Genomic DNA, 24,997 nt, shown 5'->3' with positions numbered 1-24,997 from the left:
CAAATCAAATGTATTAAAGTCGATAAATGTTTCATTTCCTTTTACGAACCATACCCCGTCCTATACTCATTAAGTTAAGCCTGGCATTTCAGAAAGTATCGCCGCTGCTGTATGCCGGCAACCGTTATGAAGACCCGATCAATGGGAAAACCTACCGCAAATTTCTTCCTTATGGCTATAGCGGCAGGGCGGAACGCAACAACGTACTGAGTCCCGGCACCATGTCGCTCGAGAGGCACAGGCTGCTGTGGTTATACCTTAAAGAAAAAACCGACTTTTTCACGGCTCCCTATAAGATGCTGCACATTGCACCCGAGCAATGTTTTTTTAAGATCTTCCGGGGCATGAAGAACCTGGATTATACCACGGGCGACTATAACTCGCCTATCGCCGATGTGCATTTCGACCTGCACCATGCGCCCTTCGAAGACAATAGTTTCGACGTTATCTTTTGCAACCACGTATTGGAACATGTAGAAGATTCGGCACAATGCATGCGTGAGCTGTACCGCATTATGCGCCCCGGCGGCTGGGGCATTTTCCAGGTGCCGATCGATATAACCCGTACCGAAACCTACGAAGACAAAAGCATTACCTCGCCCGAAGAGCGTGCCATCCACTACTGGCAAAAAGACCATGTACGCCTTTTCGGACTGGATTATAAACAAAAACTGGAAGAAGCCGGCTTTGCGGTAACCACCGACGACTACGCGGAGCGGATGCCCGCCGAACTGGCAGACCGGTACCGGATCTCCCCTTCCGAAACTATTTATCTATGTAGAAAAGAGCGCTAAGCTTACCGATAAAAAAAACACCCGCTATCCTGGCGGGTGTTTTTTTATGTTTATGATTTTCCTTTATCGAGGGTGAAGCCAAACGACGAACCGACCCCCAGCTTACTGCGCACATTCACCGTTTGTCCATGTGCTTCCACGATATGTTTTACGATGGCAAGCCCCAGGCCGGTTCCCCCTATTTCGCGGCTACGGCTGCGGTCGGCACGATAGAAGCGTTCGAATATACGGGGCAGGTGCTGTTCGGCAATACCCGGGCCGTCGTCAGACACTTCCACATACACGTGCCCTTCGTCCATCTGGTAAAAACCTGCGGTAACCGTGCCGCCGTCATTTCCATATTTCAAGGCATTTTCGACCAGGTTGACCATGACCTGTTTTATCTTTTGCTTATCGGCATACACCGTGATAGGCGATTCGGTACCTTTTTTGATCTGCAGGGTTATATTGCGTTCCCTGGCTTTCAACATCAGTTCTTCGTATACATCGCGGATCAGCTCCTGCACCACAAACGACTCCTGTATGATCGGGATCTTACCGGATTCGAGCTTGGAGATCTGGTCGAGATCGTCGGCCAGCTGTACCAGGCGTTGAATGCCTTTGGTTGCGTTGCTCAGGAACTTACGGTTTACCGAAGCATCGTCGATAGCGCCGTTCAGCAGGGTGTGCACATAACCTTGTACGGTAAATATGGGCGTCCGCAGTTCGTGGGCCAGGTTCATGAGGAACTCCTTGCGGAATTGTTCGTTTTTCTGCAGCAATTCGATTTCGCCGCGTTGTTCCAGCGCCCAACGCCGTACTTCCTGGCTCACTTCGTCGATCGATTTCTGGGGCAGGATATTCTGGTAAAAGAACTCTTCCCTTTTAGTGGCCTTGGTCTGGTAGATAAATTTGTAGATCAGTTTTATCTTTCTGTAAATAAAGTGCTGGAGGGTATAAAAAAAGATAAAATAGGCAGAAATGAAGGTAACCGCAAAGGCCGCGACATCGATATACCAGGGTTGCCTGAGAAAGAGCACGAACACCAGGCTAATGGCCGCAAGCACGCTCGCAGTAAAGATCGAAAGGCGCGCCGGGGAGGTGTTTTTGGATTGAATTACAGACAAGGCTAGCGGATTTGAAACAAATGTAAAAGGAAAATTTAATTATTTTTAAACGACAGGCATAATTTTTGCTTTGTATGTTTTTGTCCAGTTATCTTTGTGTACCTAATTACTCCTTTTCCCTGGTTTTGCATGTCAGAAACGAGTCAAACAAGTCCCCGCACCTGGGTTATCCGCATCTTATTTATTGCCATGGCGTTGATCCTGATCGCCAGGCTCTTTATGCTGCAACTGGTTGAAGATAAATATAAGGTGATGGCCAACGACCAGGCCATTTTCCGGAAAGTGGTCTACCCTGCCCGCGGTGTAATCCTCGACAGGAAAGGCAAGACCCTGCTGATCAACAACACGACCTTCGACCTCGCTTTTATTCCCAATAAGGTTAAAAACCTCGACACCACGCTTTTTTGTGAAGTGATGGGTACCGACAAGGCCACCTTCCTGAAAACCATGAAGAAGCTGATCGTCCGTAACGGTTACCAGCGACAGAGTATCTACGAATCTTCCCTCAACGGCGAAAAGAATGCCCGGCTCCAGGAAAACCTTTATATGTTCGAAGGCTTCGAGCTTATCGAGCGCAATACCCGTACCTACCCGCTGGGCATAGGCGCCCATATTTTCGGCTACCTGAACGAGGTAAGCCCCAAGATGCTGGAAAGCGAGCGCTTTGCCTCCTACCGCCAGGGCGACTACGTGGGGCAAAGCGGCCTGGAAAGCAAGTACGAAGAGGTATTGCGCGGCCAACGGGGTGTGGAATATATGGTACGCGATGTGCTGAACCGGCCACGCGATTCGTATAAAAGCGGCACCATGGATACGCCGGCCATTGCCGGCAAGACGCTGGAACTCTACCTGGACGCGGAACTACAGGCCTATGGCGAAAAACTGATGAGCGGCAAAATCGGCAGTGCCATCGCGATCGACCCCAAAACCGGTGGTATCCTGGCTATGGTATCCGGGCCTACCTATGACCCGAACATGCTTTCCGGCGCCAACTTCGGCAAAAACTTCAACGAGCTTTCCAAAAATTATACCCGGCCCTTGTTCAACCGGGCTATCCTGGCACAATACCCGCCGGGCTCTACCTTCAAACCCCTTACCGCGCTTATCGGTCTGGATGTGGGGGTTATCACACCTGCATTCGGGTATCCCTGCGGCGGCGGTTATTATGCCTGCGGGCGCCGCATTGGCTGTACCCACTCCGGTGGCGGCCACGCAGCCAACCTGCGCCTGGCCATGGCCAACTCCTGCAACTCCTACTTCTGCCACGTATTCCGGCTTACCGTAGATGCCCAAAAGTGGGCGGGCGGCGTACACGAAGGGGTGCAGCGCTGGCACGACTACCTCTCCAGCTTCGGCCTGGGGCACCCGCTGGGCATCGATATCCCCGGCGAGAACCGGGGTAACGTACCCGACTCCAATTATTTTGACCGGATCTATAACAGCCACTGGAACTCCTGTAACATGGTGGTGGTTGGTATGGGACAGGGCGAGATCGATATGACGCCGCTCCAGATGGCCAATGCCATGTGCCTGATCGCCAACAGGGGTTACTATTATATACCGCACTTCGTAAAAAGTGTAGCCGGTAACAGCAAGGACCCGGTACTGGGCAAATACCTGGAGAAACACGAAGTAACCCATATCTCCGATACCGCCTTCGGCGCGGTAATCGCCGGTATGGAAGACGTGGTCAACAAGGGTACGGGCCGTGTAGCCATACTACCCGGTGTGGAAGTATGCGGTAAAACAGGTACCGTGGAAAACTATGCTGCGATCGACGGGCAAAGGGTAAAACTCGACAACCACTCGGTATTCGTTTGTTTCGCACCCAAAAATGATCCGAAAATCGCCATTGCCGTAATCGTTCAGAACTCGGGGTATGGCGCCACCTGGGCCGGCCCTATCGCCAGCCTGATGATGGAAAAATACCTGAACGACACCATTAAAGCCCCTGCAAGGCTGGCCCTGCAGGACAAAATGTATAAAGCCAATACCGTAAAAAGTTATATCCGGACGATCGACTCCCTGCAACGGCAAAAAGACCTGATGCGCGAGTTGCTGCGTACCGCCGACAAGCGGACACAGGACAGCGTCAAAAAACAACGCGATACGATATTGGTAAAACGCATTCTCCGGGACTATTACAAACTGAATGTGCGTTAGACCCGGAACCCGGCAACATAAAAATTTCCTGATTACAATATTTTCATCCTAATGAGCATAGCCCGGAAACCCATTACCGCCCGCATCGACTGGCCCGTAATTTTCCTGTACCTGGCCCTGGTAACCATCGGTATCTCGGCGGTGTATTCAGTAGAGTACATCAGCTTCGACGAACCGTTTTTCGACATGAGCAAAAGCCATATGAAACAGCTCATGTGGCTGGCCATATCGCTGGTAACGGGCCTGATCATTATCCTTACCGACAGTAAGTTTTTCAGTTCGGTGGCCTATCTCTCTTACCTCGTGGGCATCCTGCTCCTGTTGGCCACCTTTGCCGTGGGTTCGGAGGTAAAGGGTTCGCATAGTTTTATAAAATTCGGGTCGTTCAGTTTCCAGCCGGGAGAGCTTTGTAAAATATTTACCGCCCTGGCGCTGGCCCGTTTCCTCTCTGCGCCCGAGACCAATTTCAAAACCCTGAAGGATCGGCTTATAGCCTCTGCCATCGTACTGGTACCCTGTCTTATCATTATCAAACAGAACGAAACGGGACTTGCCCTGGTTTACTTTGCCTTCTTCCTGGCCATGTACCGCGAGGGCTTACCCAATGCGATCCTGGCCATCGGTTTTTCGACGGCCGGCATTGTACTGGCCACCCTGCTTGTAGAGCGGTTGCCGTTGTTTATCATTATCACCGTCATCCCGATCCTGGCCTTCTGGCTGTTGTGGAAACAGATCAAAAGAAATAAACTGATCATCATCATTATTGCAGGCGCCTGGCTTATTGCCGTATTGTTCTCGCAGGTGCTGGTGCCTTATGTGTTCAAACATGTGTTCCAGGGTTACCAGACCGAGCGTATCTATTCGATGCTGGGCCAGGATGTGCCCCAGGAGTACCAGAAACCGGGCACCGTGGTAAAGAAAGATGCCGACTATAACGTGCGCCAGTCGAAGATCGCCATCGGCAGCGGCGGCCTGGTGGGCAAAGGATTTATGCACGGTACGCAGACGAAATACTCCTTTGTGCCGGAACAGAATACCGACTTTGTATTTTGCGGGGTGGGCGAACAGTTTGGCTTTGTAGGCAGCAGTTTCCTGGTCCTGCTTTATGTAACGTTATTGCTGCGTATCGTATTTATTGCCGAGCGGCAGCGATCGCTTTTCAGCCGGGTTTATGCTTATTGTGTGGGCGCCATTCTCTTTTTCCACTTTGCCATTAACCTGTCGATGACCATGGGCCTGGCGCCGGTAATCGGTATCACCTTGCCGATGCTGAGTTACGGCGGCACCTCGCTCCTGTCGTTCAGCATCCTGTTATTCATTATGCTGCGGCTCGATGCCGACCGTCATATGCTGATCCGGTAAGCCCGGTGGGCAACTTCATAAAGAAGCCGGCTGATCCTTGGATCAGCCGGCTTCTTTTATATCTTTTAGGGATTGCTTACACCACTCAGGGTTCCACGCATTTCATCAGGCACTCCCATACCTGGTCGGCCGAGCGGTCCCAGTCGAAGCGCAGCTTTTCCACGCGGGCAGCGGCAATCATCCGGTCGCGCAAGGTTTCATCTTTGTAAATCATCATCATTTTTTCGGCGATATCGTCGGGCGATGCCGGGTCGACCAGCAAGGCCGCAGCCCCGCCTACTTCGGGCATCGACGAACTGTCGGATACGATTACCGGCACATCGCTCGTCATGGCCTCCACGATCGGGATACCAAAACCTTCGAACAACGATGGGTACACCAAGGCATAAGCCGAAGCCGTGATCCGCGCCAGTTCGGTCACATCCAGGTAACCGGCCCATACCACATCTTCTTTATAAGGCATATGATCTTTGGCCTTTACGATCTCGCTGTATTGCCAGGCCATACGGCCCACGATCACCAGTTTGATGCGGCTGCGTTGTCTTCTCTTGAATTTGACAAAGGCTTTCAGCAGGTTCACCACGTTCTTGCGCGGATGCAGGGCGCCGGTAAACAGGAAAAATTCCTCGCCGCCGGTATATTGCTCCTTTACCTTTTGTTTTTCCTCGTAGCTTATGGGACCGTAACCATCGTGAGCGCCATTGTACACCACATCGATCTTGGATTCGGGCAGGTCAAATTGCTTTACGATATCCTGCTTCGTATATTCAGATACGGCAATGATCCTGCGGGCATGCCGGGCAAACCGGGGCAGGTAATGCGCATAGTGCCAGCGGTGCATTTTATCCATAAATTCGGGATAATGCTTATAGGCCAGGTCGTGAATGGTAACGCAGGTAGGTACTTTGGTACGCAGGCTGCCCAGTCCGTCGGGCGAAAAATAAACATCGGCTTTATATTTCCTCAGGATACGGGGAATACCCCACTCTGTCCAGAGGTAATATAAAGCCGGATGCCGGGCCTGTGGTTTGAGTACCACAGGGGTTACATTAGGTGCAAAAATAAAATCTTTATGATAGGGACGGTCGAAGATGAAGATAAATTCGTGTTCCGGGTGTTTTTTAACCATGCGGGACAATACTTCATGGGCAAACCATCCGATACCCTCCAACCTGCCTTTTAAAAATAATCTTGTATTAACCGCTATGCGCATGATGGGGGCAAAAGTAAAACATTCGTACTAAAAATGTACTTCCGTAATACTTTTTAAAGGAATTGTGATACCGCCTTTAAGGGCGATATAATAATCCGTAAGCGACCATACTGTTGTCTGTACGGTACGGTCGCCCTCTGTAGTGGCAAACGTTATGGTGGTTTTCCCCTTAAATTCATTCCCTAATCTTACGGCATAGGAAAGCTCCTCTTTCCAATGCTCGGTTTGGTCCACCAGCGAAGGGGCCATGGTATATTGTCCGACTTCTTCTTTTACGATCATCGTATGTTCCATAATACTAATAGTTGTTTTTATAAGAAATTAGCACTAACCAAATTTAATAATATTTTGATAATATTCACAGGCAAAAACCTGGAAAAATTAGCTAAAAAATACAAATAAAAGTATATTACATATAATAAAATATGCTGTTATTTTCTCTGCTCCGAATCCTTTACCTTTGCAAAAATTTTCAAAAAAACCATGGCTTTACAAGTAGGCATAGTAGGACTACCCAACGTAGGAAAATCGACTCTTTTTAACGCAGTAAGCAACAGCGCCAAGGCACAGGCCAGCAATTACCGCTTTTGCACTATTGAACCGAACGTTGGTCTTGTAGACGTACCCGATACCCGCCTCGACAAACTTTCGGCTATTGTACAGCCACAGCGCGTAGTGCCTACCGCTATCGAGTTTGTAGATATCGCCGGCCTCGTAAAAGGCGCCTCTAAAGGCGAAGGCCTGGGTAATAAGTTCCTGGCCAATATCCGCGAGGTAGATGCGATCATCCACGTGGTACGTTGCTTTGAAGACGAAAACATCTTAAGAGACGAAGGCGCCATCAACCCCGTAGGCGACAAAGAAATTATAGATACCGAGCTGCAGCTGAAAGACCTGGACAGTGTAGAAAAGAAAATAGCCCGTACCGAAAAGATCGCCAAAAACGATCCGAAAGCGAAACGCGTGCTGGATGTATTGCTGCAATGCAAAAACCACCTGGAACAAGGTAAAAATATCCGCGGCCTGAAACTCGAAGGCGAAGATAAAGAAGCTATTGCCGACCTGTTCCTGCTTACCGAAAAACCCGTATTGTATGTGGCTAACGTAGACGAGGCCGCTATCCTTACCGGCAACAAGTACAGCGAAGCCATTACCAAAGTAGCTACCGAAGAGGGCGCCCAGGTAATCGTGATGAACAACAATATCGAAGCCCAGATTACCGAACTGGAAAGCCCGGAAGATAAAGAACTGTTTTTCTCCGAGTATGGCCTTACCGAACCCGGCCTTAACCGCCTGATCCGCTCGGCTTACCAACTGCTCGACCTGATCACTTACTTTACCGCAGGTGTACAGGAAGTACGTGCCTGGACCATTCACCAGGGCTGGAAAGCGCCGCAGGCTGCGAGCGTGATCCATACCGATTTCGAAAAAGGCTTTATCAAGGCCGAGGTGATCGGTTACGACGATTATGTAACCCTGGGCGGCGAGGCAGTGGCTAAAGAAAAGGGCAAGCTGCGTATCGAAGGCAAGGAATACGTGGTGAATGACGGCGATGTGATGCACTTCCGCTTTAACGTATAACACTACATTTTTCGATAAATGAACGGGCTGTACCTCCAAAGGTGCAGCCCGTTTGCTTTTTAGCCGGATAAGATAGGACAGATGCCTTATGGGCCTTCCCATTTTTTATGGCGTCGTATACTGCCGGCGGTAACGCGTATTGCCCTCTCAAAACTTTTTTTCGACGAAAGGGGCTTTTTCTTCGACAAAACCGCACGCCTCCTTTTTGTCGAATATTTAGAGGGGCACGTCTAATAATTTACTGCCTGCCGGAGCAGGTATATTATGTTTGCATCAACAATATTGAACCGGTATACTTCCGTTTATCCATCATTCAAAAGCAAATACGATCTGCTACATGGACTTAAAAATCGAAAATGTAAGTAAAACTTACGCTAATGGCCTCAAGGCCCTGAACAATATTAACCTGACTATAGAGAAAGGTATGTTTGGCCTGTTGGGCCCCAACGGAGCGGGCAAGTCCTCGTTGATGCGTACGATCGCCACCTTGCAGGAGCCGGATAGCGGAAGCATTACGCTGGGTAATATCAATGTACTGCAGGACAAAACAGCCCTGCGAAAAACCCTGGGCTACCTGCCCCAGGATTTCGGTTTTTATCCCAAGGTTTCGGCGCTGAGCCTGCTCGACCACTTTGCCGTACTGAAAGGCATCAGCAATAAGGCCGAACGCAAACAGATCGTGGATGCGCTGCTCCAGCAAACCAACCTGTACGAAGCCCGCAAACGTTATGTAAGCGACTACTCCGGCGGTATGCGCCAGCGCTTCGGCATTGCGCAGGCCCTGCTGGGCAGTCCGAGACTGGTGATCGTGGATGAACCCACTGCCGGCCTCGACCCTATGGAACGCAACCGCTTTCATAACCTGCTGAGCGAAATCGGCGAACAGGTAATCGTGATCCTCTCGACCCATATCGTGGACGATGTGAGCAGCTTGTGCCAGAAAATGGTGGTGATGAACAAAGGCAGCATTATGCTGTCGGGCACACCGGCCGAAGCATTGGATACCGTAAAAGGAAAGATCTGGCGCAAGTATGTCGACAAGCATGAAGTAGCCGGCTACCGCAGCAATTTCCATGTCATCTCGGCCCAGGCTACCGGCGGCCGCTTCGTAATCCATGTATACGCCGACAGCAGCCCCGACGGCGGTTTCGAAGCCATCGACGGCGGATTAGAAGATGTATATTTCTCCACCATCACCAAAAACTAACCTGCCGCTATGTTCAAAGAAATATTCCTGTTCGAGCTCCGGCAGGGTTTCAAAAAGCCTGCTACGTATATCTTTTTCGGTATCTTCTTGCTGATATCCCTGCTGATCGGCCTGGCCGAAGCCGGCTTTTTCAATACTGCCACCGCCGATTCCAATATCGTGATGAACTCGGCCCTGTCGGTATCCAACCTGCTTGTAGGCCTTAACGATAACATCCTGGGCCTGGTTAATGGCGTCATCCTGGTTGCGCTGATGGCCACCGCCATCCAGAAGGACTATGAGTACAATATCCATCCCTTATTCTTTACCAAGCCAATCTCTAAACCCGCCTACTTTTTCGGACGTTTCGGCGGCGCCTTTATCCTGGGCCTTTTCGTATTTTCGGCACAGGTAACGGGCTATTACTTCGGTTGCCTGGCGGCCGCAGGTACACCGCTGGCGGGGCCTTTCCACCTGGCCGACTTTGTACTGCCCTTCCTTATTTTCTCGGTACCGAACCTGTTGTTGCTGGGCGCCATCTTTTTCTCGCTCACCACCTTTACCCGCAGCACCCTGCCGGCCTACCTGTTCTGTATCATACTACTGGTTATCCGCACCATAACGGCCAGCATTACCGCCGACCTGGATAATAAAACACTGGCCGCCATACTGGAGCCTTTCGGTTCCGAAGCGCTGAGCCTTATTACTCAATACTGGACACCCGACGACCAGAACACACGCCCCGTACCGCTGCAAGGCGTACTGCTTTACAACAGGCTGTTGTGGCTGGCGATTGCCGTGCTGATTACCCTGGCCAGTTATTTCCGTTTCCAGTTCAGCCAGTTCCTGACACCACTCAAATGGTTCAGCCGTAAATCTGAGGATACCCAGGGCGCTTCAGCCCCTGTACACTCCCTATCCCAATTGCCCAGGGTATCCCAGGTTTTCTCGGCCGCACAAAACCGGAAACAGTTGTTTTACCTGGCCGGCTTTGAGTTCCGTAAAATGACCCGGAGTTCTTTCTTTATCATTATCTGCGCGCTCGGTGTGGTAATGATGTTTATCCTCTCGCAGTTTATGGGATCCTTCTACGACACCGAAACCTACCCGGTAACCTACGAGCTCCTGCAGTCGGTAAGCGCCATCTTCCAGTTCTTTATCCTGATCCTGATCGTGTTTTTTTCCGGCACCATTGTATGGCGGGAACGCGAGCAGAAAGTGGACGAACTGATCGGCGCCACACCGGTAAGCAATACCAGCCTGTTCTTTTCCAAATACCTGGCCCTGGTTTATGTAGTCGCCGTATTGCTGGGCATCAGCATCGTGGCCGGCATCCTGATCCAGTTTTCCATGTCCTTCTACGATGTACAGCCATTACAGTACCTCCTGGCTTCACTCAAGTCGCTGGTATCCTTCAGCATCGTGGCCGGTATGTGTATGGCCCTGCAGGTAATCAGTCCCAACAAATACCTGGGCTTCTTCCTGTCGCTGTTGCCGGTATTGTTTGTCAATATGATCTTCCGCCTGCTCGAGTGGGATAATAACCTGTATATCTTTAACTCTTCCGGTCCTACTATGCCCTACTCCGACATGAACGGCTTCGGGCATACTACCGGTCCCTGGCTGCTGTTCAAGACCTATTGGCTGAGCATCGTGCTGGTACTGGCATTACTCTCGCTGATGGTCTATGCCCGTGGTAAGGAAAAAGGATTAAAGGCCAGGTTCCGGCTTGCCAAAAGCACCTATGGCCGCGGTCTTAAGCTGGGTCTCACAGGCTTTGCCCTGCTGGCTGTAGCCACCGGAAGTTATATCTATTACAATACGAAAGTGCTGAACATTTACCGTACACCCAAAGAGAACGAAGTCCTGCAGGTAACAGCCGAAAAGAAATACCGCAGGTACCTGAACACCCCGCAGCTGAGGGTTATCTCCTCCAGCTCCAAAGTGGACATCTATCCTTCGGAGCGTAAAGTACAGGTAAAAGGATCTTACTACCTGAAGAACAAACATAACTTCCCGGTGGATACCCTGTTTATCAACTATACCAGCGACGAGAAAAGCTATTACCACTATGCCAGGCTGGAGCCGGCCGTACCCGCTACCGTACTCAGTAACGACGTGCTTTATGGCGTTAAGCTTTTCCGGCTCAATAGTCCCGTGCAACCCGGCGACTCCATCCGTTTCGACTTCGACATTACCTATCAGCCCGTCGGCTTTACCAACAGCGGCACGGAGACTTCGGTTGTACACAACGGCACCTTTTTCAACAACATGGTCTTCCCCTCCATTGGCTACAACCCGGCGGGAGAGTTAAGCGCCAATGCTGCAAGGAAAAAATACGGGCTGGCGCCCAAGCCCCGCATGGCCGACATCCGCGACTCGGCAGCCCGTATGAATACCTATATCTCTAACGATGCGGACTGGATCCGTTTCGAAACCGAGGTAAGCACCGCCGGCGACCAGGTCGCCATCGCCCCGGGTTACCTGCAGAAAGAATGGAAAGCCAATGGCCGCAAATATTACAGCTATAAGATGGATAGTCCCATCCTGAACTTCTATTCCTTCCTGAGTGCTACTTACGAGGTAAAAAGAGATAAATGGAACGACGTGAATATCGAGATCTATTACCAGAAGGGGCATGAATACAACCTGGACCGCATGGTTAAGAGCATCAAGAAATCGCTGGATTATTATACCCGCAACTTCAGTCCGTACCAGCACCGCCAGGTACGCATCCTCGAATTCCCGCGGTACGCCTCCTTTGCCCAGTCCTTCCCCAATACCATACCCTTCTCCGAATCGGTAGGTTTCATTGCCAAAGTGGATGATAAGAACAACGCCAAGATCGATGTGCCATTTTATATTACCGCCCACGAAGTAGCGCACCAATGGTGGGCCCACCAGGTAATCGGCGGCGATGTACAGGGTTGCGTAGTAATGTCGGAAACCATGTCGCAATACTCGGCCTTAATGGTTATGGAAAAAGAATACGGCAAGCAGGCCATGAAAAAATTCCTGAAGTATGAAATGGATCTATACCTGCAGGGCCGTACCCGCGAGACCAAGAAAGAAGTGCCTCTGATGCTTTGCGAAAACCAGGACTATATTCATTACAACAAGGGTAGCGTGATTATGTATGCCCTTAAGGATTACCTGGGCGAAGATGTGCTGAATGGTGCGCTGCGTCAATACATCCGCGATAAAGCATTCCAGGAGCCACCGTATACCAATGCCATCGAGTTCGTAAACTACCTGCGTGCCGCCACACCCGACAGCCTGAAGTACGTGATCAAAGACATGTTTGAAACCATAACCGTTTATGAGAACTATGTGAAAGACCTGTCGTATACTGCCACAGCCGATGGCCGCTACAAAGTAAAACTGACCGTGGGCAGCGCCAAATTCAGGGCCGATAGCGTGGGCAAGCAACAGAAAATACCGGTAGCCGACTATATCGACATCGGCATCTTTGCCGAACAACAGGACAAACACAGCACTGCGCCCGAAAAAGAGCTGTTGCTGCAAAAGATAAAAATGGACCAGCCTGAGAAAACATTCGAGTTCGTGGTGAATGAAAAACCATTGAGCGCAGGCCTGGATCCTTACAACAAACTGATCGACCGGACGCCGGATAACAATACCTGGAAGTTTGGCAGCAAACCACCCAAGGTATCGACCGACGCGAAGGAAAGCCGCGGATCAGGCGATATTACCATCACCGTAGGCGGCGGCGATTAAAACCATTGCCATAGTTTTTTATAACACCCCCCTGCAATAAGCGGGCCCAATGGGCCTGCTTTTGTATTAAAGGCAATACCACAGCTTAAGGGGTAATTGCTTAATTTGCAGTATGATCTTCAGCACCATCATAAGCAGTATCCGGCAATGGTTAAGCAAGGGCAACGATGCCGGTACTATTGAGCCGGAAAAGGATCACAGTACGGACGATACAGGGGCCCGCTTTGCCTGGTGCCTTACCGGCAATATTATCGAACATCCCTATGCCGGCAAAGACGGTCAGCCCCGCTATGGCACCCGGCATTTTGCCCCGGGCACAAAAGTGTATTGCCTGCCGCATCAATGGGGTGATGGTTATGAAAAAATAAAAGTGATCGGTAAACACCGGAATAGTAATCGCAGCGTATGCCTGGTCATCCCTTCGAAATACATTGCTAACTGGCGCCTGCAAAAGGTATACAGGACTTATCTCCTCGAACTCATGTCGCACCACCACCACTGGACCGGCCGGGAATCAGACAAACAGATGATATTACAGATGCTGGAATGGCTGCCCGAAAAAACGCTGAAAAACAAAAGCGATGCGCTTTGGCAGCGTAAAGAAGAACATGCGGTTGGCGGCTTGCTGGAACTGGGCTTCCAACCCGGCACCGATATGCTTATGGTGCTTTCGGCGCAAGGCAGGGGTATATTCGATTGTATCAGCGGGCAACGGGTTGCCAGGGACCGTAATACCGATTATCCCGGGGCTGATACAAACGGCGCAGTGCCCGGCTTTGGTCCGCTGGCAGGCGAAAGGGTTACCTGCGGCGGGTTTGAATACCCTAACCCCTTGAAACAGGCAACAGCTGATGGGTGGGAGGTCAGGATTTTCAGTTTACCGGAAGCAAAGAACGATAAAGCAGCCCGGCTTTGCATCTACAATATACACACCAAGGTACAGCATAAAATTGCATCGTTTCCCTACGGCATCGACCGGGCTTACGGCTTCTCAGATACGGGCCGCAGCTTCATTGCAGGATCATCGCCCGATCTGCTGATCTGGTCGCGGGACATTTAAACATAATATTAGCAGGTCCAAAGGTTACCTACGCCTGCTATCCGGTATAAACAATAACCTAACACCCCAACTATGGTACTGACCGTCATCCTGTCCGTCAGCGCCCAGATCCTGTTTTATTGGATCTGGGGGCGCAAAAAGTACGCAGGCGTTCTGATCCTGCTCCTGTTCCTCTTCCTGAACTTTTTTCTTTTCCCCATCTTATGGGTTGAAAGTGTGCCCCTGAACCGGGACAACCTCAACTGTGGCATGTTCGCCATCGGCATATTCTTCTTTTTCTGGATCATCGGAGGCGGGTTGAGCCTGTTCATCCACATCGTACGCTGGTTGCTGCGTTGGCGTTTACGCCGGCAAGAGGCGGCCATAGGCAATGGTGATGCGGAAGCGCCTGTATAGGAGTAACATGGCTTGCTTGCCCCGCACACCTCTTGCTTTGGATACCGGCGAATTATATTATTTTTGAGCACCCGCATTTTACCCGGAAACGATATAAACGCCAGCTTATCCTGCTTACCATGATCAAAAAACTATTGCTTACTACTGCAAGCCTATGCCTGTTGTACACCGGAGCATACAGCCAATCTGATAAAGAAAGGGCGCAGGCCAAAGCCCAGGAAGCCCTCCGGCTCGAAGACGAAGAAGGAAAGGTTGACCAGGCGATAAAGCTGCTGGAAGAAGCGCAGCAACTCGATCCCGAAGACATGCGCTATCCTTACGAAATTGCCTATGCCTATATGTATAAAAAAGAATACAGCAAGGCGGAGCACCTATTGCAGGAATTGGTAAAACGCAAAAACCCGATCGTGCAGATCTACCAAAGCCTGGGTAATGTGTACGATTACCAGGGCAAACCCGACCTGGCCATAGAAACCTATAACAAGGGTTTGAAAAAATTTCCGGGCTCGGGGCTGCTGTATACGGAAATGGGGAATGTACAACAGAACCAGAAAGCCTACGAAAAAGCATTGTCTTTTTACGAAAAAGGAATAGCCGCCGATCCTGCATTCCCCGCCAACTATTACCGCGCCGCCAAATTATACTGTAACTCTTCAGAAGAGGTATGGGGCATGATCTACGGGGAAATATTCATGAACCTGGAACGCAATACCGCGCGTACGGCGGAGATCAGCAAACTGCTGTACGATACCTATAAAAGCGAGATCAGGATTAATGGCGATACCATGTCCGTAAGTTTTTCGAAGAATACGGTTATTATCGCCGCCGATGCGAAAGACCTGAAAAACTTCAAGCTGCCCTTTGCGGCCGGGTGTTACGAGCTGCTGACCTCGCTTTCGATCATCGGCGAACAACGAATAGATATCGCCTCGCTCAACAGGATACGTACCGCCTTTATCAATAAATATTTTTCAGAAGACTTTGCAGCTAAATACCCCAATATCCTTTTCGACTACCAGAAGAAAATTAAAGATGCGGGTTTTATCGAAGCCTACAATTACTGGCTGCTCATGAAAGGTAACGAAGAAGAATTTAATAAATGGCAAGCCCAAAACCAAAGACGCTGGAGCGCATTTGTAACCTGGTTCCGCGACAACCAAATGCAGGTAGACCAAAGCCACCGGTTTTACCGTTTCCAGTATTGACTTTGCTATCCATACCTTTCAGCACCTAACATCATAAATTATCTCCATAATACAATTCATGAAAATCCATTGGATCGCATTCCTGGTCCTGGGCTGCGCACCTGCTGTGCAAGCCCAAAACAACCAGCGCCCGTTTGAAGCGCTGATTAACCAACAAGAAAACGGCTGGGCCCTCGTTGCAGAAGGTATCAGTAAAGCCCGCAATAAAGTGGAAGTACTGCCGGTCGACAGTGCCAAAGCGAAGGATGCCTTATATAAATGCCAGGTAACAACCCGTTCCCCGATGGGCGCCATCGTATTCAATACCGGCGGCCTGCTTATCGATGGTGGCTGGATAAGGGTATTGGGATCGGGCAGCATCAAGCTTAACAGATCCTTGCCTGATTGGAACAAAGGAAAAGCCTTTACCGATTTTGGCACCCAACCTCCGTTTTTGCTTATCGCCGACGACGCCAGCGGTGGCTTCTTCCTTTTGAATGGCGGCGGCCTGGGCAAAGATGCAGGTAAGGTATACTATTGGCCACCGGATGATCTGAACCTGGAACCGATGGATATCACTTACACTGAATTTCTTGATTTTTGTTTTAACCAGGATCTCGGTAAATTTTATAAAAGTTCCAGGTGGCCAGGTTGGGAAAAAGACCTGCCCACAATAAGCGGCGACCAGACAATCAATTTCTTTCCACCCTTATGGTCGAAAGAAGGTGACCTCAAGAAAAGCAAACGCGCGGTGGCACCTGTACAGGAGCAATATGATTTTAATATAAAGTCACGCGAAAGCCTCGGGCAGTAATCTGCAAACCTGCCTTGAGCCGTGTGGCCCTAAGACTTGCAGGGCTGCCAAAGTATTGCCCCCCTACAAACCCGGTTGTTGTTTACAAACAGATAAACGACCGGGGATTGAGTTGCTGCCTGATTACCTTATTTTTGAGTATCACAAACCCGGTCCTTGCCCTAAAATGCAAGAGCGCCATGATCGCTTACCCAACAAAAATGCCTGAGTTACCGCAATCCATCCCTTTCGAACTGCACCTTACCGTAGTACCGCTGGCAGCGGAGCAGGAAACTGCCTTTGCCGGATACTGCCGGCAGTTGCTCGCCAAACCCATGATCATCGAACTGGCACAGGGTCAAAGCAGGCATCAGCCCATGCTGAATAAGATCGTTTATATGAAAAGCCTGGATCAGGCACTGGCGGCGGCACACAGCCTGGCCGGCCAATTACGCGCAGCAGGATACCCGGTAACAAGGATAAAGATAGAAGTGCCGGCAACAGATGCATCACTGTTTCAAAACGGGAAACTACCGGCGACCCATTATTTTGAATGGCATGGAAAAATCAATTATGAGGCACAAGCGGCACTGCCGGTATTGTGCCATGATCATAAAGTGCACCTGTCGCGCAATACGCTAAAACATGATCCAGGCAGGCGTTTCCTCACGCTTCGGGTATACGATACGGAGGCCGTGTTCAACGAAAAAATTGCAGCTTTGCACAAAGACCTGCACCAGCAAGGCATCGGGCTGATCAAGGAGCAAGCCGAATACTGCCTGTATGACGACCATGAAAAACTGGATGCCGGATGGTTGCCCGCATAGGCATTAAAAGCCCCAGGAAAAACCATAACAACAAAACAACAGAACCAATACCCGGGTTATGATGACGGATGAAGAAATACAACTGATGATTGCCTACGAAGGTTTTATCCGCAGGTCTGCCGCTACAGGCCTGCCTTTCATGCTGAAGGGCAGTTATGTTACCCGGCAGTATTTCCCGGCTAATGTACCACGCATACCCGGCGACCTGGATTGGCTTTGCCTCGATCGTTTCCCCGACGAGGAAACAGCAAGGACTCAACTGGATGCCTGGGCCACAGCTGTAACCCGCCTGGCCTTTGATGATGGCGTACGGTTCCGCGACTTTAAGGAAAATGAATTCTGGCGCAGGATCGACTATGCTATGGATGATGATTTCCCAACGGTCAATACCGACCTGAAATGCTGGGTAGCGGACCAGGAACTGGAGTTCCCGATGGATGTATCCTTTAACCTGCCCATCGACCTGGCCCCGGTACCGCTATTGTACAAACCTTTGCAGGGCGAGCCATTTACGATTCCGTTCAGTACACCGCTGGCCTTACAGGTAGCCTGGAAAATACACCAGACCCTGGTACGGCCCAGGTTCAAGGACCTGCTGGACCTGTTGTACCTGGTACAGCATAAGGATTTTACCCCAACCACCTTACAGCAGAGTTTTGCCGCCCTGCTGGCCGAATGCAAGGCCGACAAAACAGACCTTTGGAAAATAAAAACCTTTCTATCCTATAAATTAGGTCCTCTTTTTGCACCGCACGATATGCAGGCGGTATGGAAGCAATGGCGGCATTATGTCTACCGCCCCTTTTCCGGTAATGGTATCGTAATCCCTTACAACGACAGGGCCGAGCATCTTACGGATATCAACCTGCTGCCCGAAAAACTGGACGACTTTATAACATTGTTTAGGAATGCCATGGAACAGGCTGGTTTTACCCCCGGGCTGGCAGCCGGTATACCGGACATGCGCAGGCAGGAACCGCCACCGGTACCACCCGCTATGCCTACACCGGCAACAAAACAATCGACAACAGAACAACCGGAACAAGAACAACCGGCTACAGAACGGCCGGTAACGCAACAACCAGGTGAAAAGACATCGCTGCTGCAAAAGATCAGGCGTTTCTTCCAATAATAAAACGGGGCGCCATTGAAGTGGCTGCCCCGTTTGCTTTATACCTGGTTAATTTTATTTATTCTACGATCTTCAGTTGCAGTTCATCCAGTTGTACCGGGTTCACAGCAGAAGGGGCATCCAGCATCACATCGCGTCCCGAATTGTTTTTAGGGAAGGCAATATAATCGCGGATGGTCTCGTCGCCGCCAAGCAAAGCGCAAAGACGGTCGAAACCCAATGCCAGTCCGCCATGCGGCGGCGCTCCGTATTCGAAGGCGCCCAACAGGAAGCCGAATTTTTCCTGGGCCTCATGCTCGTCGATACCCAATGCTTCAAACATTTTCAGCTGCAGGTCGCGCTGGTAGATACGGATCGAACCACCGCCCACCTCGGTACCGTTCAGTACCAGGTCATAGGCATTGGCCTTGATATAGGGGTATCGCGCGGGGTCCTGCATCCAGCTGATCTGGTCGGGCTTGGGCGCGGTAAACGGATGGTGCCGGGCAACCCAGCGACCTGCGCCGCCACCATCGTCATTGTTCTCTGCAAACTCCAGCAGCGGGAAGTCGATTACCCATAAAGGCTTATACTCGTCCCGTTTGCGTAAGCCAAGCTTGTTGCCCATTTCGAGGCGCAGCTCGCTCATGGCTTTACGCGTACGCTCCGCCGGGCCAGCCAGTACCAGGATCAGGTCGCCGGGTTGTGCCGCACATTGGTCGGCCCATACCCTTAAGCGGGCTTCGTCGTAAAATTTATCTACCGAACTCTTCAGACTACCGTCCGCATTGCATTTCACATACATCAGGCCGGTCATACCGATCTGCGGGCGTTTTACCCAATCTGTAAGTTCATCCAGTTGCTTACGGGTGTATTCGCTGCAACCCGGTGCTGCGATCGCTACCACGTATTCGGCATCGTCCATTACTTTGAAAGCCGCACCACCAACGAGGTCCAGGCTTTCGTCGTGTTCATCCAAGGCGCCGGCGGGTGTTTTCAGCTCTTTCAGTTCCATACCGAAACGGATATCCGGTTTATCGTTACCATAACGCTTCATCGCCTCCGACCAGGTCATACGCGGGAAAGCTGTTGCGAACTCCATTCCTTTCACATCGCGGAACACGTGTTTGGTCAGGCCTTCGAACATATTCAGGATATCTTCCTGCTCTACAAAGGCCATCTCGCAGTCGATCTGGGTAAACTCCGGCTGGCGGTCGGCACGCAGATCCTCATCACGGAAACATTTTACGATCTGGTAGTAACGGTCATAACCGCTTACCATCAGCAATTGCTTAAAGGTCTGCGGACTTTGCGGCAAGGCATAAAACTGTCCGCCGTTCATACGGGAAGGCACGATAAAGTCGCGTGCGCCCTCCGGTGTGGACTTGATCAGGAAAGGCGTTTCGATATCGTAAAAACCCTGTGCGTCCATATAGTTACGCACAGAACGGTTTACCCGGTAACGCAGTTCCAGGTTACGTTGCAGCGTAGGACGGCGCAGGTCGAGGTAGCGGTATTTCATACGCAGTTCCTCGCCGCCATCGGTTTCTTCTTCGATGGTAAACGGCGGCACCGACGATTTATTCAGTACGGTATAGGCGCTCACTTCGATCTCGATATTACCGGTCGCGATTTTGGCATTCTTACTCGTTCTTTCGATCACTTTGCCTTCGGCCTGAATCACGAACTCGCGGCCCAGGGGCTTTTCGTCGAGCTGTTGGGTAAGTGCTTCGTTGAAATACAACTGCGTGATGCCATAGCGGTCGCGCAGGTCCACAAACGTAATACTTCCAAACTTACGCACGGTCTGCACCCAACCCGCAAGGGTTACCGGGGCATTGATGTGCTGCTCGCGCAATTCGCCGCAATTATGTGTACGATACATGTTAGATATGAGATGTTAGGTATGAGATGTTAGGTATGAGATGTTAGATATGAGATGTTAGATATGAGATGTTAGATATTAGGTATGAGATGTTGGATATGGGATGTTAGGTATCAGGTTGAGGGTTATTGAATATTTGGCGGGGGGGGTGCCCGGGGATATGCAACAAGCGCAACCGGTTGCGAAGATACGATTTGGCGGGCATTTTATCCGGCGCATCATCCCGGTCAGACTCCTGTATTTTTCCTCACTTCCTATAAACGTAAAGTGACGTATAACAACATTACCCAAACATGGGTTATAAACCGGCAGGCCAGTGTACCGGGACACCTTTGGCCTCTAAACTATTACACAGGCCGTCGAGGGTATTTTCGGTAAAATTTTCATCGAAAGCATCGGGCTGTAAACCGGCGCAGGCATAGGTGTACACCTCACCTGTCGATAACTCGAGCCGCAGCGCATACACATCTCCAAAAACGAAAAGACGAAGCAGGAAGGAGCCGCGTATTACGGCAAACGTTGCCAGGCGTATATCCTTTAAGGCATATCGCTGATACAACCGGAAGGGGAAGCGCGGCTGAATCACAAAAAGCGCTTCGCTTGTCAGGGCAAAACTATGACTTCGTTTTGTATACAACAGGAAAGATATCGCCAGGTAAACGGTTACTGCCGTTATTCCCACCAGGGACACAGCCACGGAAAGAAATATCCACAGTCCGGCTACCCCAAGCAGTGCTACCAACAGGAACCAGACCCCGACGGGACTGTAGAAAACACGGGCTCCTGCGATCCCGTTTTTCGCGAGCATCCTGTCGACGCCTTTCTCCCGCAATTTCATCTGACCGAAAAAAAACATACCGTCAATATAGTTTCAGGTAAAGTAACAGCTTATTATGTTGTTATTGTCCGCCTTTCAGCTCCTGCAGCATCTTTTGGAAGGTTTCTTTATCGTTGGCCCACCCGAGGCTGCTGATCTTCTGCCAGGACACCAGGAAATCATGAACGCTTCCGTAATAGACTTCGATATCATCGGTAGTAATGACCCGGATGATGCCCTCCTGGGATACCTGCAGGGAGAATAAATACTGGCGGCCTTCTTCAAGGCCTTTATCGGAACTGGCGGCAACTGCCGTGACCAGCTGCGTTGTCATATTGTCCATGGGGTATTTAGATTTTAGATGTTAGATGTTAGATATGAGATGTTAGATATGATGTTAGATATTAGAGGGTTGCTGTCATCCTGAGCATCGCGAAGGATCTCATCCCCTAGCTGGCTTCAATGGAGTGCAAAGCATCAAGCACCAAGAAGGAAGCCTGTCATCCTGAGCATCGCGAAGGATCTCATCCCTTAGCTGGCTTCAATGGAGTGCAAAGCATCAAGCACCAAGAAGGAAGCCTGTCATCCTGAGCATCGCGAAGGATCTCATCCCTTAGCTGGCTTCAATGGAGTGCAAAGCATCAAGCACCAAGAAGGAAGCCTGTCATCCTGAGCATCGCGAAGGATCTCATCCCTTAGCTGGCTTCAATGGAGTGCAAAGCATCAAGCACCAAGAGGACGATTGTCATCCTGAGCGCAGCGAAGGAGCTCACCGGTTAGCTGGCTTTACCAACGTGTAAAGCCTCCCATACTCCATAAACACAAAAGGTCCCGGATAAAATCCGGAACCTTTTGTTATTTTAAAAATTGCCAGGGCAATTCTTATTTCAGGATTTCAGTAACCTGACCAGCACCTACGGTACGGCCACCTTCACGGATAGCGAATTTCAGACCTTTGTCCATCGCGATTGGAGCGATCAGCTTAACAGTCAGGTTTACGTTATCACCAGGCATTACCATCTCAACGCCTTCTGGCAGCATACACTCACCAGTTACGTCAGTAGTACGGAAGTAGAACTGAGGACGGTATTTGTTGAAGAATGGTGTGTGACGGCCACCTTCGTCTTTACCCAGAACGTACACTTCACCTTTGAATTCAGTGTGCGGAGTAATAGATTTAGGAGCAACGATAACCATACCACGACGGATATCTTTTTTATCGATACCACGGAGCAGCAGACCGGCGTTGTCACCAGCTTCACCGCGATCCAGGAGTTTTTTGAACATCTCAACACCTGTACAAGTAGAAGTCAGCGGAGACTCATTGAAACCAACGATCTCAACGTTGTCACCTACAGTGATCACACCACGCTCGATACGACCAGTAGCAACGGTACCACGACCAGTGATAGTGAACACGTCTTCTACAGACATCAGGAACGGCTGATCAACCGGACGAGGAGGCAGCGGAATGTATTCGTCAACTGCAGCCATCAGATCTTCGATTGCTTTAATACCAGCTTCGTCACCGTTCAGACCTGCCAGAGCAGAACCTTGGATAACTGGAGTGTTGTCGCCGTCGAAATCGTTTTTGCTCAACAGTTCGCGGATTTCCAGTTCAACGAGTTCCAGGATTTCCGGATCGTCAACCAGGTCAACTTTATTCATGAACACAACGATACGTGGAACGCCTACCTGGCGAGCCAGCAGGATGTGCTCTTTAGTTTGAGGCATTGGACCATCAGTAGCAGCAACTACCAGGATAGCGCCGTCCATCTGGGCAGCACCCGTAATCATGTTCTTCACATAATCCGCGTGACCTGGGCAATCTACGTGAGCATAGTGACGGTTAACAGTTTCATATTCAACGTGAGCGGTATTAATGGTGATACCACGCTCCCTTTCTTCCGGTGCGTTGTCAATCGCGTCATAATCTTTCTTCTCCGCCAGGCCTTTATTAGCTAAAACGTTAGTAATAGCGGCAGTCAGTGTAGTTTTACCATGATCGACGTGACCGATGGTACCAATGTTTACGTGGGGTTTCTCCCTTTTAAAGGTCTCTTTTGCCATCTTTATTCTTTTTAAAAAGAGTTGTTGTTAAATTATTGATTGTAAAAAACTTACTACCTTATGAGCTGTTGAGCAGGATTGAACTGCCGACCTCTTCCTTACCAAGGAAGTGCTCTACCACTGAGCTACAACAGCATTTTGAATTGTCAAACAGGCGCGTATTGCTGCATTTTATCTTCTAACGGACAACAATAAAACCTGGCAAACAATTCAACGATTATCTTAGGACTTCTCATCCAGAGCGGAAGACGAGTCTCGAACTCGCAACCTATAGCTTGGAAGGCTATCGCTCTACCAATTGAGCTACTTCCGCTGGTAAATCAGCCGGCATTTTACAACCGGCTGATTAACTTAAAAAAGTGGGCAGTGAAGGATTCGAACCTCCGTACTCGCGAGAGAACAGATTTACAGTCTGTCGCCTTTAACCACTCGGCCAACTACCCATTCGGTTTAAAAGAAAAGCTCTTAAAATTTGAGTTTGCAAAACTCTTAAAAAGAAACCAATTTGCAAAATTTATTTTTCGATTTTTTCTTTTATTTTTTCTCTTAAAAAGAGCCACTTGCCGGATTCGAACCAGCGACCTACTGATTACAAATCAGTTGCTCTACCAACTGAGCTAAAGTGGCTTTTTATCGGTTTTTGAAAGAACTTATTCCCTTGATAATCACCCGGTATCAGTTGTACCGTTTGCTTTGGGACGGCAAAGGTAAGCATCTCTTTTGAATTTACAAATTTCACTTGATCTTTTTTGAAAAATATTTTCGGAGCCCGGTTTCTTCACTTTGTAACCCGTGTCGGCATACCCACCCAAGCCACCGGCATATCGATTTAGCTTGTACTTTTGATCCCCGTTACGAACTCCTTTTATGATCCATAAAATACTATCCGACAAGCCGACCAAGCTGTTTCTCGCTTTAACCTCCTTCTTTGTTGCCAATGCCCTGATCGCCGAATGTATCGGTGGCAAGCTCTTCTCACTGGAACGGTTCCTGGGCCTGCAGGTATCGCATTTCTCCCTGTTCGGGGAAAGCGGCCTGTCCTATACCCTTACCTGCGGCGTATTGCTCTGGCCCCTCGAATTTATACTGACCGATATCGTAAACGAATACTTCGGCACCCGCGCCGTAAAGCGCATTTCGTATACCGCCGTGATCCTGATCCTCTACGCATTCGTGATGTTTTACTTCGCCATGCATACACCCGCCGATACCGATTTCTGGATCGGCAGTAAAGCCGCCGAAGGCGTACCCGATATGCAAAAAGGCTTTAGCGCCGTATTCGGGCAGGGCATGTGGATCATTGCCGGCAGCCTGGCCGCCTTCCTGGTAAGCCAGCTGGTAGACGTATTCGTATTCCACAAGATCAAAAAGCGGACGGGCGAAAAACATGTATGGCTGCGTGCCACCGGCTCTACCCTGGTCTCCCAGCTGGTCGACAGTTTTATCGTACTGTACATAGCCTTCAAGATCGGCAACGACTGGAGCTGGCAACGCGTACTGGCCATCTGTATGGTCAACTACTCCTACAAGTTCCTGATGGCGCTGCTGCTTACCCCGCTTATCTACCTGCTGGAATTCTGTATCGAACGCTACCTGGGCAAGGAACTGGCCACGAAGATGAAACATGCCGCCATGGGCAAAAAAGAAGCGGCATAATATTTTTGAGCCGCAGACCGCAAGTTTTACCTGTTCTCTTTACCTTTAGCACCTT

Annotated in this window: 20 protein-coding genes and 4 tRNA genes; 13 read left to right on the top strand and 11 right to left on the bottom strand. The window is 50.0% G+C overall.

From position 1 onward, the window contains the following. The first annotated feature begins 26 nt into the window (after positions 1-26). Positions 27-794, top strand: coding sequence for a class I SAM-dependent methyltransferase (locus tag B0I18_RS11685; protein ID WP_106522887.1), 768 nt, complete (start codon positions 27-29; stop codon positions 792-794). 50 nt (positions 795-844) lie between these two features. Here the strand turns inward: B0I18_RS11685 and B0I18_RS11680 are convergent, their stop codons facing one another. Next, a complete protein-coding gene (locus B0I18_RS11680) occupies positions 845-1,900 on the bottom strand; it encodes a sensor histidine kinase (protein WP_106522886.1) in 1,056 nt (351 codons plus the stop codon). Positions 1,901-2,029: 129 nt separating this feature from the next. Between B0I18_RS11680 and mrdA the strand changes: the two genes are divergently transcribed. Together mrdA and rodA are read left to right on the top strand one after the other, a co-directional pair. Then, the gene (gene mrdA, locus B0I18_RS11675; protein ID WP_106522885.1) at positions 2,030-4,063 is read left to right on the top strand and encodes a penicillin-binding protein 2; all 2,034 of its coding nucleotides are present in this window, start codon (positions 2,030-2,032) and stop codon (positions 4,061-4,063) included. Between the two features lie 51 nt (positions 4,064-4,114). Continuing rightward, positions 4,115-5,425: a rod shape-determining protein RodA gene (gene rodA, locus B0I18_RS11670; RefSeq protein ID WP_106522884.1), complete on the top strand. Its 1,311-nt coding sequence runs from the start codon at positions 4,115-4,117 to the stop codon at positions 5,423-5,425. A gap of 85 nt (positions 5,426-5,510) precedes the next feature. Here the strand turns inward: rodA and B0I18_RS11665 are convergent, their stop codons facing one another. Next, complete coding sequence (locus tag B0I18_RS11665) at positions 5,511-6,638, bottom strand: glycosyltransferase family 4 protein (protein WP_106522883.1); 1,128 nt, start codon at positions 6,636-6,638, stop codon at positions 5,511-5,513. 27 nt (positions 6,639-6,665) lie between these two features. Next, positions 6,666-6,932: a hypothetical protein gene (locus tag B0I18_RS11660; protein ID WP_106522882.1), complete on the bottom strand. Its 267-nt coding sequence runs from the start codon at positions 6,930-6,932 to the stop codon at positions 6,666-6,668. Positions 6,933-7,121: 189 nt separating this feature from the next. Between B0I18_RS11660 and ychF the strand changes: the two genes are divergently transcribed. From ychF to B0I18_RS11615, 9 genes are all read left to right on the top strand, one after another. Further along, entirely contained in the window at positions 7,122-8,219 is a 1,098-nt protein-coding gene (ychF, locus tag B0I18_RS11655) for a redox-regulated ATPase YchF (RefSeq protein WP_106522881.1), read from the top strand. 337 nt (positions 8,220-8,556) lie between these two features. Further along, positions 8,557-9,426: an ABC transporter ATP-binding protein gene (locus B0I18_RS11650; RefSeq protein WP_106522880.1), complete on the top strand. Its 870-nt coding sequence runs from the start codon at positions 8,557-8,559 to the stop codon at positions 9,424-9,426. Between the two features lie 9 nt (positions 9,427-9,435). Beyond that, a complete protein-coding gene (locus B0I18_RS11645) occupies positions 9,436-13,143 on the top strand; it encodes an ABC transporter permease/M1 family aminopeptidase (RefSeq protein ID WP_106522879.1) in 3,708 nt (1,235 codons plus the stop codon). Between the two features lie 112 nt (positions 13,144-13,255). Continuing rightward, the gene (locus B0I18_RS11640; protein WP_106522878.1) at positions 13,256-14,203 is read left to right on the top strand and encodes a hypothetical protein; all 948 of its coding nucleotides are present in this window, start codon (positions 13,256-13,258) and stop codon (positions 14,201-14,203) included. 72 nt (positions 14,204-14,275) lie between these two features. Beyond that, on the top strand, positions 14,276-14,599 hold the full coding sequence (locus tag B0I18_RS11635) for a hypothetical protein (RefSeq protein WP_106522877.1): 324 nt from the start codon (positions 14,276-14,278) through the stop codon (positions 14,597-14,599). A 119-nt stretch (positions 14,600-14,718) separates the two neighbouring features. After that, positions 14,719-15,804, top strand: coding sequence for a tetratricopeptide repeat protein (locus tag B0I18_RS11630; RefSeq protein WP_146146728.1), 1,086 nt, complete (start codon positions 14,719-14,721; stop codon positions 15,802-15,804). Between the two features lie 58 nt (positions 15,805-15,862). Beyond that, on the top strand, positions 15,863-16,597 hold the full coding sequence (locus B0I18_RS11625; protein WP_106522875.1) for a DUF2625 family protein: 735 nt from the start codon (positions 15,863-15,865) through the stop codon (positions 16,595-16,597). 179 nt (positions 16,598-16,776) lie between these two features. Then, on the top strand, positions 16,777-17,403 hold the full coding sequence (locus tag B0I18_RS11620) for a hypothetical protein (RefSeq protein WP_181358434.1): 627 nt from the start codon (positions 16,777-16,779) through the stop codon (positions 17,401-17,403). Positions 17,404-17,461: 58 nt separating this feature from the next. Next, positions 17,462-18,535: a nucleotidyl transferase AbiEii/AbiGii toxin family protein gene (locus B0I18_RS11615; RefSeq protein ID WP_106522873.1), complete on the top strand. Its 1,074-nt coding sequence runs from the start codon at positions 17,462-17,464 to the stop codon at positions 18,533-18,535. 58 nt (positions 18,536-18,593) lie between these two features. Here the strand turns inward: B0I18_RS11615 and aspS are convergent, their stop codons facing one another. The 8 genes from aspS to B0I18_RS11575 form a co-directional block, all read right to left on the bottom strand. Beyond that, a complete protein-coding gene (aspS, locus tag B0I18_RS11610) occupies positions 18,594-20,399 on the bottom strand; it encodes an aspartate--tRNA ligase (RefSeq protein ID WP_106522872.1) in 1,806 nt (601 codons plus the stop codon). A gap of 298 nt (positions 20,400-20,697) precedes the next feature. Beyond that, the gene (locus B0I18_RS11605) at positions 20,698-21,255 is read right to left on the bottom strand and encodes a hypothetical protein (RefSeq protein WP_106522871.1); all 558 of its coding nucleotides are present in this window, start codon (positions 21,253-21,255) and stop codon (positions 20,698-20,700) included. A gap of 43 nt (positions 21,256-21,298) precedes the next feature. Continuing rightward, the gene (locus B0I18_RS11600) at positions 21,299-21,559 is read right to left on the bottom strand and encodes a hypothetical protein (protein ID WP_106522870.1); all 261 of its coding nucleotides are present in this window, start codon (positions 21,557-21,559) and stop codon (positions 21,299-21,301) included. Between the two features lie 539 nt (positions 21,560-22,098). Continuing rightward, positions 22,099-23,286, bottom strand: a complete 1,188-nt coding sequence (tuf, locus tag B0I18_RS11595; RefSeq protein ID WP_106522869.1) for an elongation factor Tu — start codon at positions 23,284-23,286, stop codon at positions 22,099-22,101. Positions 23,287-23,349: 63 nt separating this feature from the next. Beyond that, a tRNA-Thr gene (locus B0I18_RS11590) sits at positions 23,350-23,421 on the bottom strand. Between the two features lie 105 nt (positions 23,422-23,526). Continuing rightward, positions 23,527-23,599, bottom strand: a tRNA-Gly gene (locus tag B0I18_RS11585). A gap of 47 nt (positions 23,600-23,646) precedes the next feature. After that, positions 23,647-23,729 (bottom strand) — tRNA-Tyr (locus tag B0I18_RS11580). Positions 23,730-23,840: 111 nt separating this feature from the next. Then, positions 23,841-23,913 (bottom strand) — tRNA-Thr (locus tag B0I18_RS11575). A 240-nt stretch (positions 23,914-24,153) separates the two neighbouring features. Between B0I18_RS11575 and B0I18_RS11570 the strand changes: the two genes are divergently transcribed. After that, on the top strand, positions 24,154-24,942 hold the full coding sequence (locus B0I18_RS11570) for a queuosine precursor transporter (protein ID WP_106522868.1): 789 nt from the start codon (positions 24,154-24,156) through the stop codon (positions 24,940-24,942). Positions 24,943-24,997: the final 55 nt, after the last annotated feature.

Origin of the sequence: Taibaiella chishuiensis (genome assembly GCF_003014535.1) — a bacterium.
Taxonomy (GTDB): Bacteria; Bacteroidota; Bacteroidia; order Chitinophagales; family Chitinophagaceae; genus Taibaiella; species Taibaiella chishuiensis.
The sequence above is the reverse complement of the archived record's forward strand: the minus strand, read 5'-3'. Positions and strand labels throughout refer to the sequence as shown.

What these genes read in the sequence shown, in the direction of transcription:
- B0I18_RS11685 (WP_106522887.1), top strand. Translation starts at nt 27, where the DNA reads ATGTTTCATTTCCTTTTACGAACCATACCCCGTCCTATACTCATTAAG.
- mrdA (WP_106522885.1), top strand. Translation starts at nt 2,030, where the DNA reads ATGTCAGAAACGAGTCAAACAAGTCCCCGCACCTGGGTTATCCGCATC.
- rodA (WP_106522884.1), top strand. Translation starts at nt 4,115, where the DNA reads ATGAGCATAGCCCGGAAACCCATTACCGCCCGCATCGACTGGCCCGTA.
- B0I18_RS11665 (WP_106522883.1), bottom strand. Translation starts at nt 6,638, where the DNA reads ATGCGCATAGCGGTTAATACAAGATTATTTTTAAAAGGCAGGTTGGAG.
- B0I18_RS11660 (WP_106522882.1), bottom strand. Translation starts at nt 6,932, where the DNA reads ATGGAACATACGATGATCGTAAAAGAAGAAGTCGGACAATATACCATG.
- ychF (WP_106522881.1), top strand. Translation starts at nt 7,122, where the DNA reads ATGGCTTTACAAGTAGGCATAGTAGGACTACCCAACGTAGGAAAATCG.
- B0I18_RS11650 (WP_106522880.1), top strand. Translation starts at nt 8,557, where the DNA reads ATGGACTTAAAAATCGAAAATGTAAGTAAAACTTACGCTAATGGCCTC.
- B0I18_RS11645 (WP_106522879.1), top strand. Translation starts at nt 9,436, where the DNA reads ATGTTCAAAGAAATATTCCTGTTCGAGCTCCGGCAGGGTTTCAAAAAG.
- B0I18_RS11640 (WP_106522878.1), top strand. Translation starts at nt 13,256, where the DNA reads ATGATCTTCAGCACCATCATAAGCAGTATCCGGCAATGGTTAAGCAAG.
- B0I18_RS11635 (WP_106522877.1), top strand. Translation starts at nt 14,276, where the DNA reads ATGGTACTGACCGTCATCCTGTCCGTCAGCGCCCAGATCCTGTTTTAT.
- B0I18_RS11630 (WP_146146728.1), top strand. Translation starts at nt 14,719, where the DNA reads ATGATCAAAAAACTATTGCTTACTACTGCAAGCCTATGCCTGTTGTAC.
- B0I18_RS11625 (WP_106522875.1), top strand. Translation starts at nt 15,863, where the DNA reads ATGAAAATCCATTGGATCGCATTCCTGGTCCTGGGCTGCGCACCTGCT.
- B0I18_RS11620 (WP_181358434.1), top strand. Translation starts at nt 16,777, where the DNA reads ATGATCGCTTACCCAACAAAAATGCCTGAGTTACCGCAATCCATCCCT.
- B0I18_RS11615 (WP_106522873.1), top strand. Translation starts at nt 17,462, where the DNA reads ATGATGACGGATGAAGAAATACAACTGATGATTGCCTACGAAGGTTTT.
- aspS (WP_106522872.1), bottom strand. Translation starts at nt 20,399, where the DNA reads ATGTATCGTACACATAATTGCGGCGAATTGCGCGAGCAGCACATCAAT.
- B0I18_RS11605 (WP_106522871.1), bottom strand. Translation starts at nt 21,255, where the DNA reads ATGTTTTTTTTCGGTCAGATGAAATTGCGGGAGAAAGGCGTCGACAGG.
- B0I18_RS11600 (WP_106522870.1), bottom strand. Translation starts at nt 21,559, where the DNA reads ATGGACAATATGACAACGCAGCTGGTCACGGCAGTTGCCGCCAGTTCC.
- tuf (WP_106522869.1), bottom strand. Translation starts at nt 23,286, where the DNA reads ATGGCAAAAGAGACCTTTAAAAGGGAGAAACCCCACGTAAACATTGGT.
- B0I18_RS11570 (WP_106522868.1), top strand. Translation starts at nt 24,154, where the DNA reads ATGATCCATAAAATACTATCCGACAAGCCGACCAAGCTGTTTCTCGCT.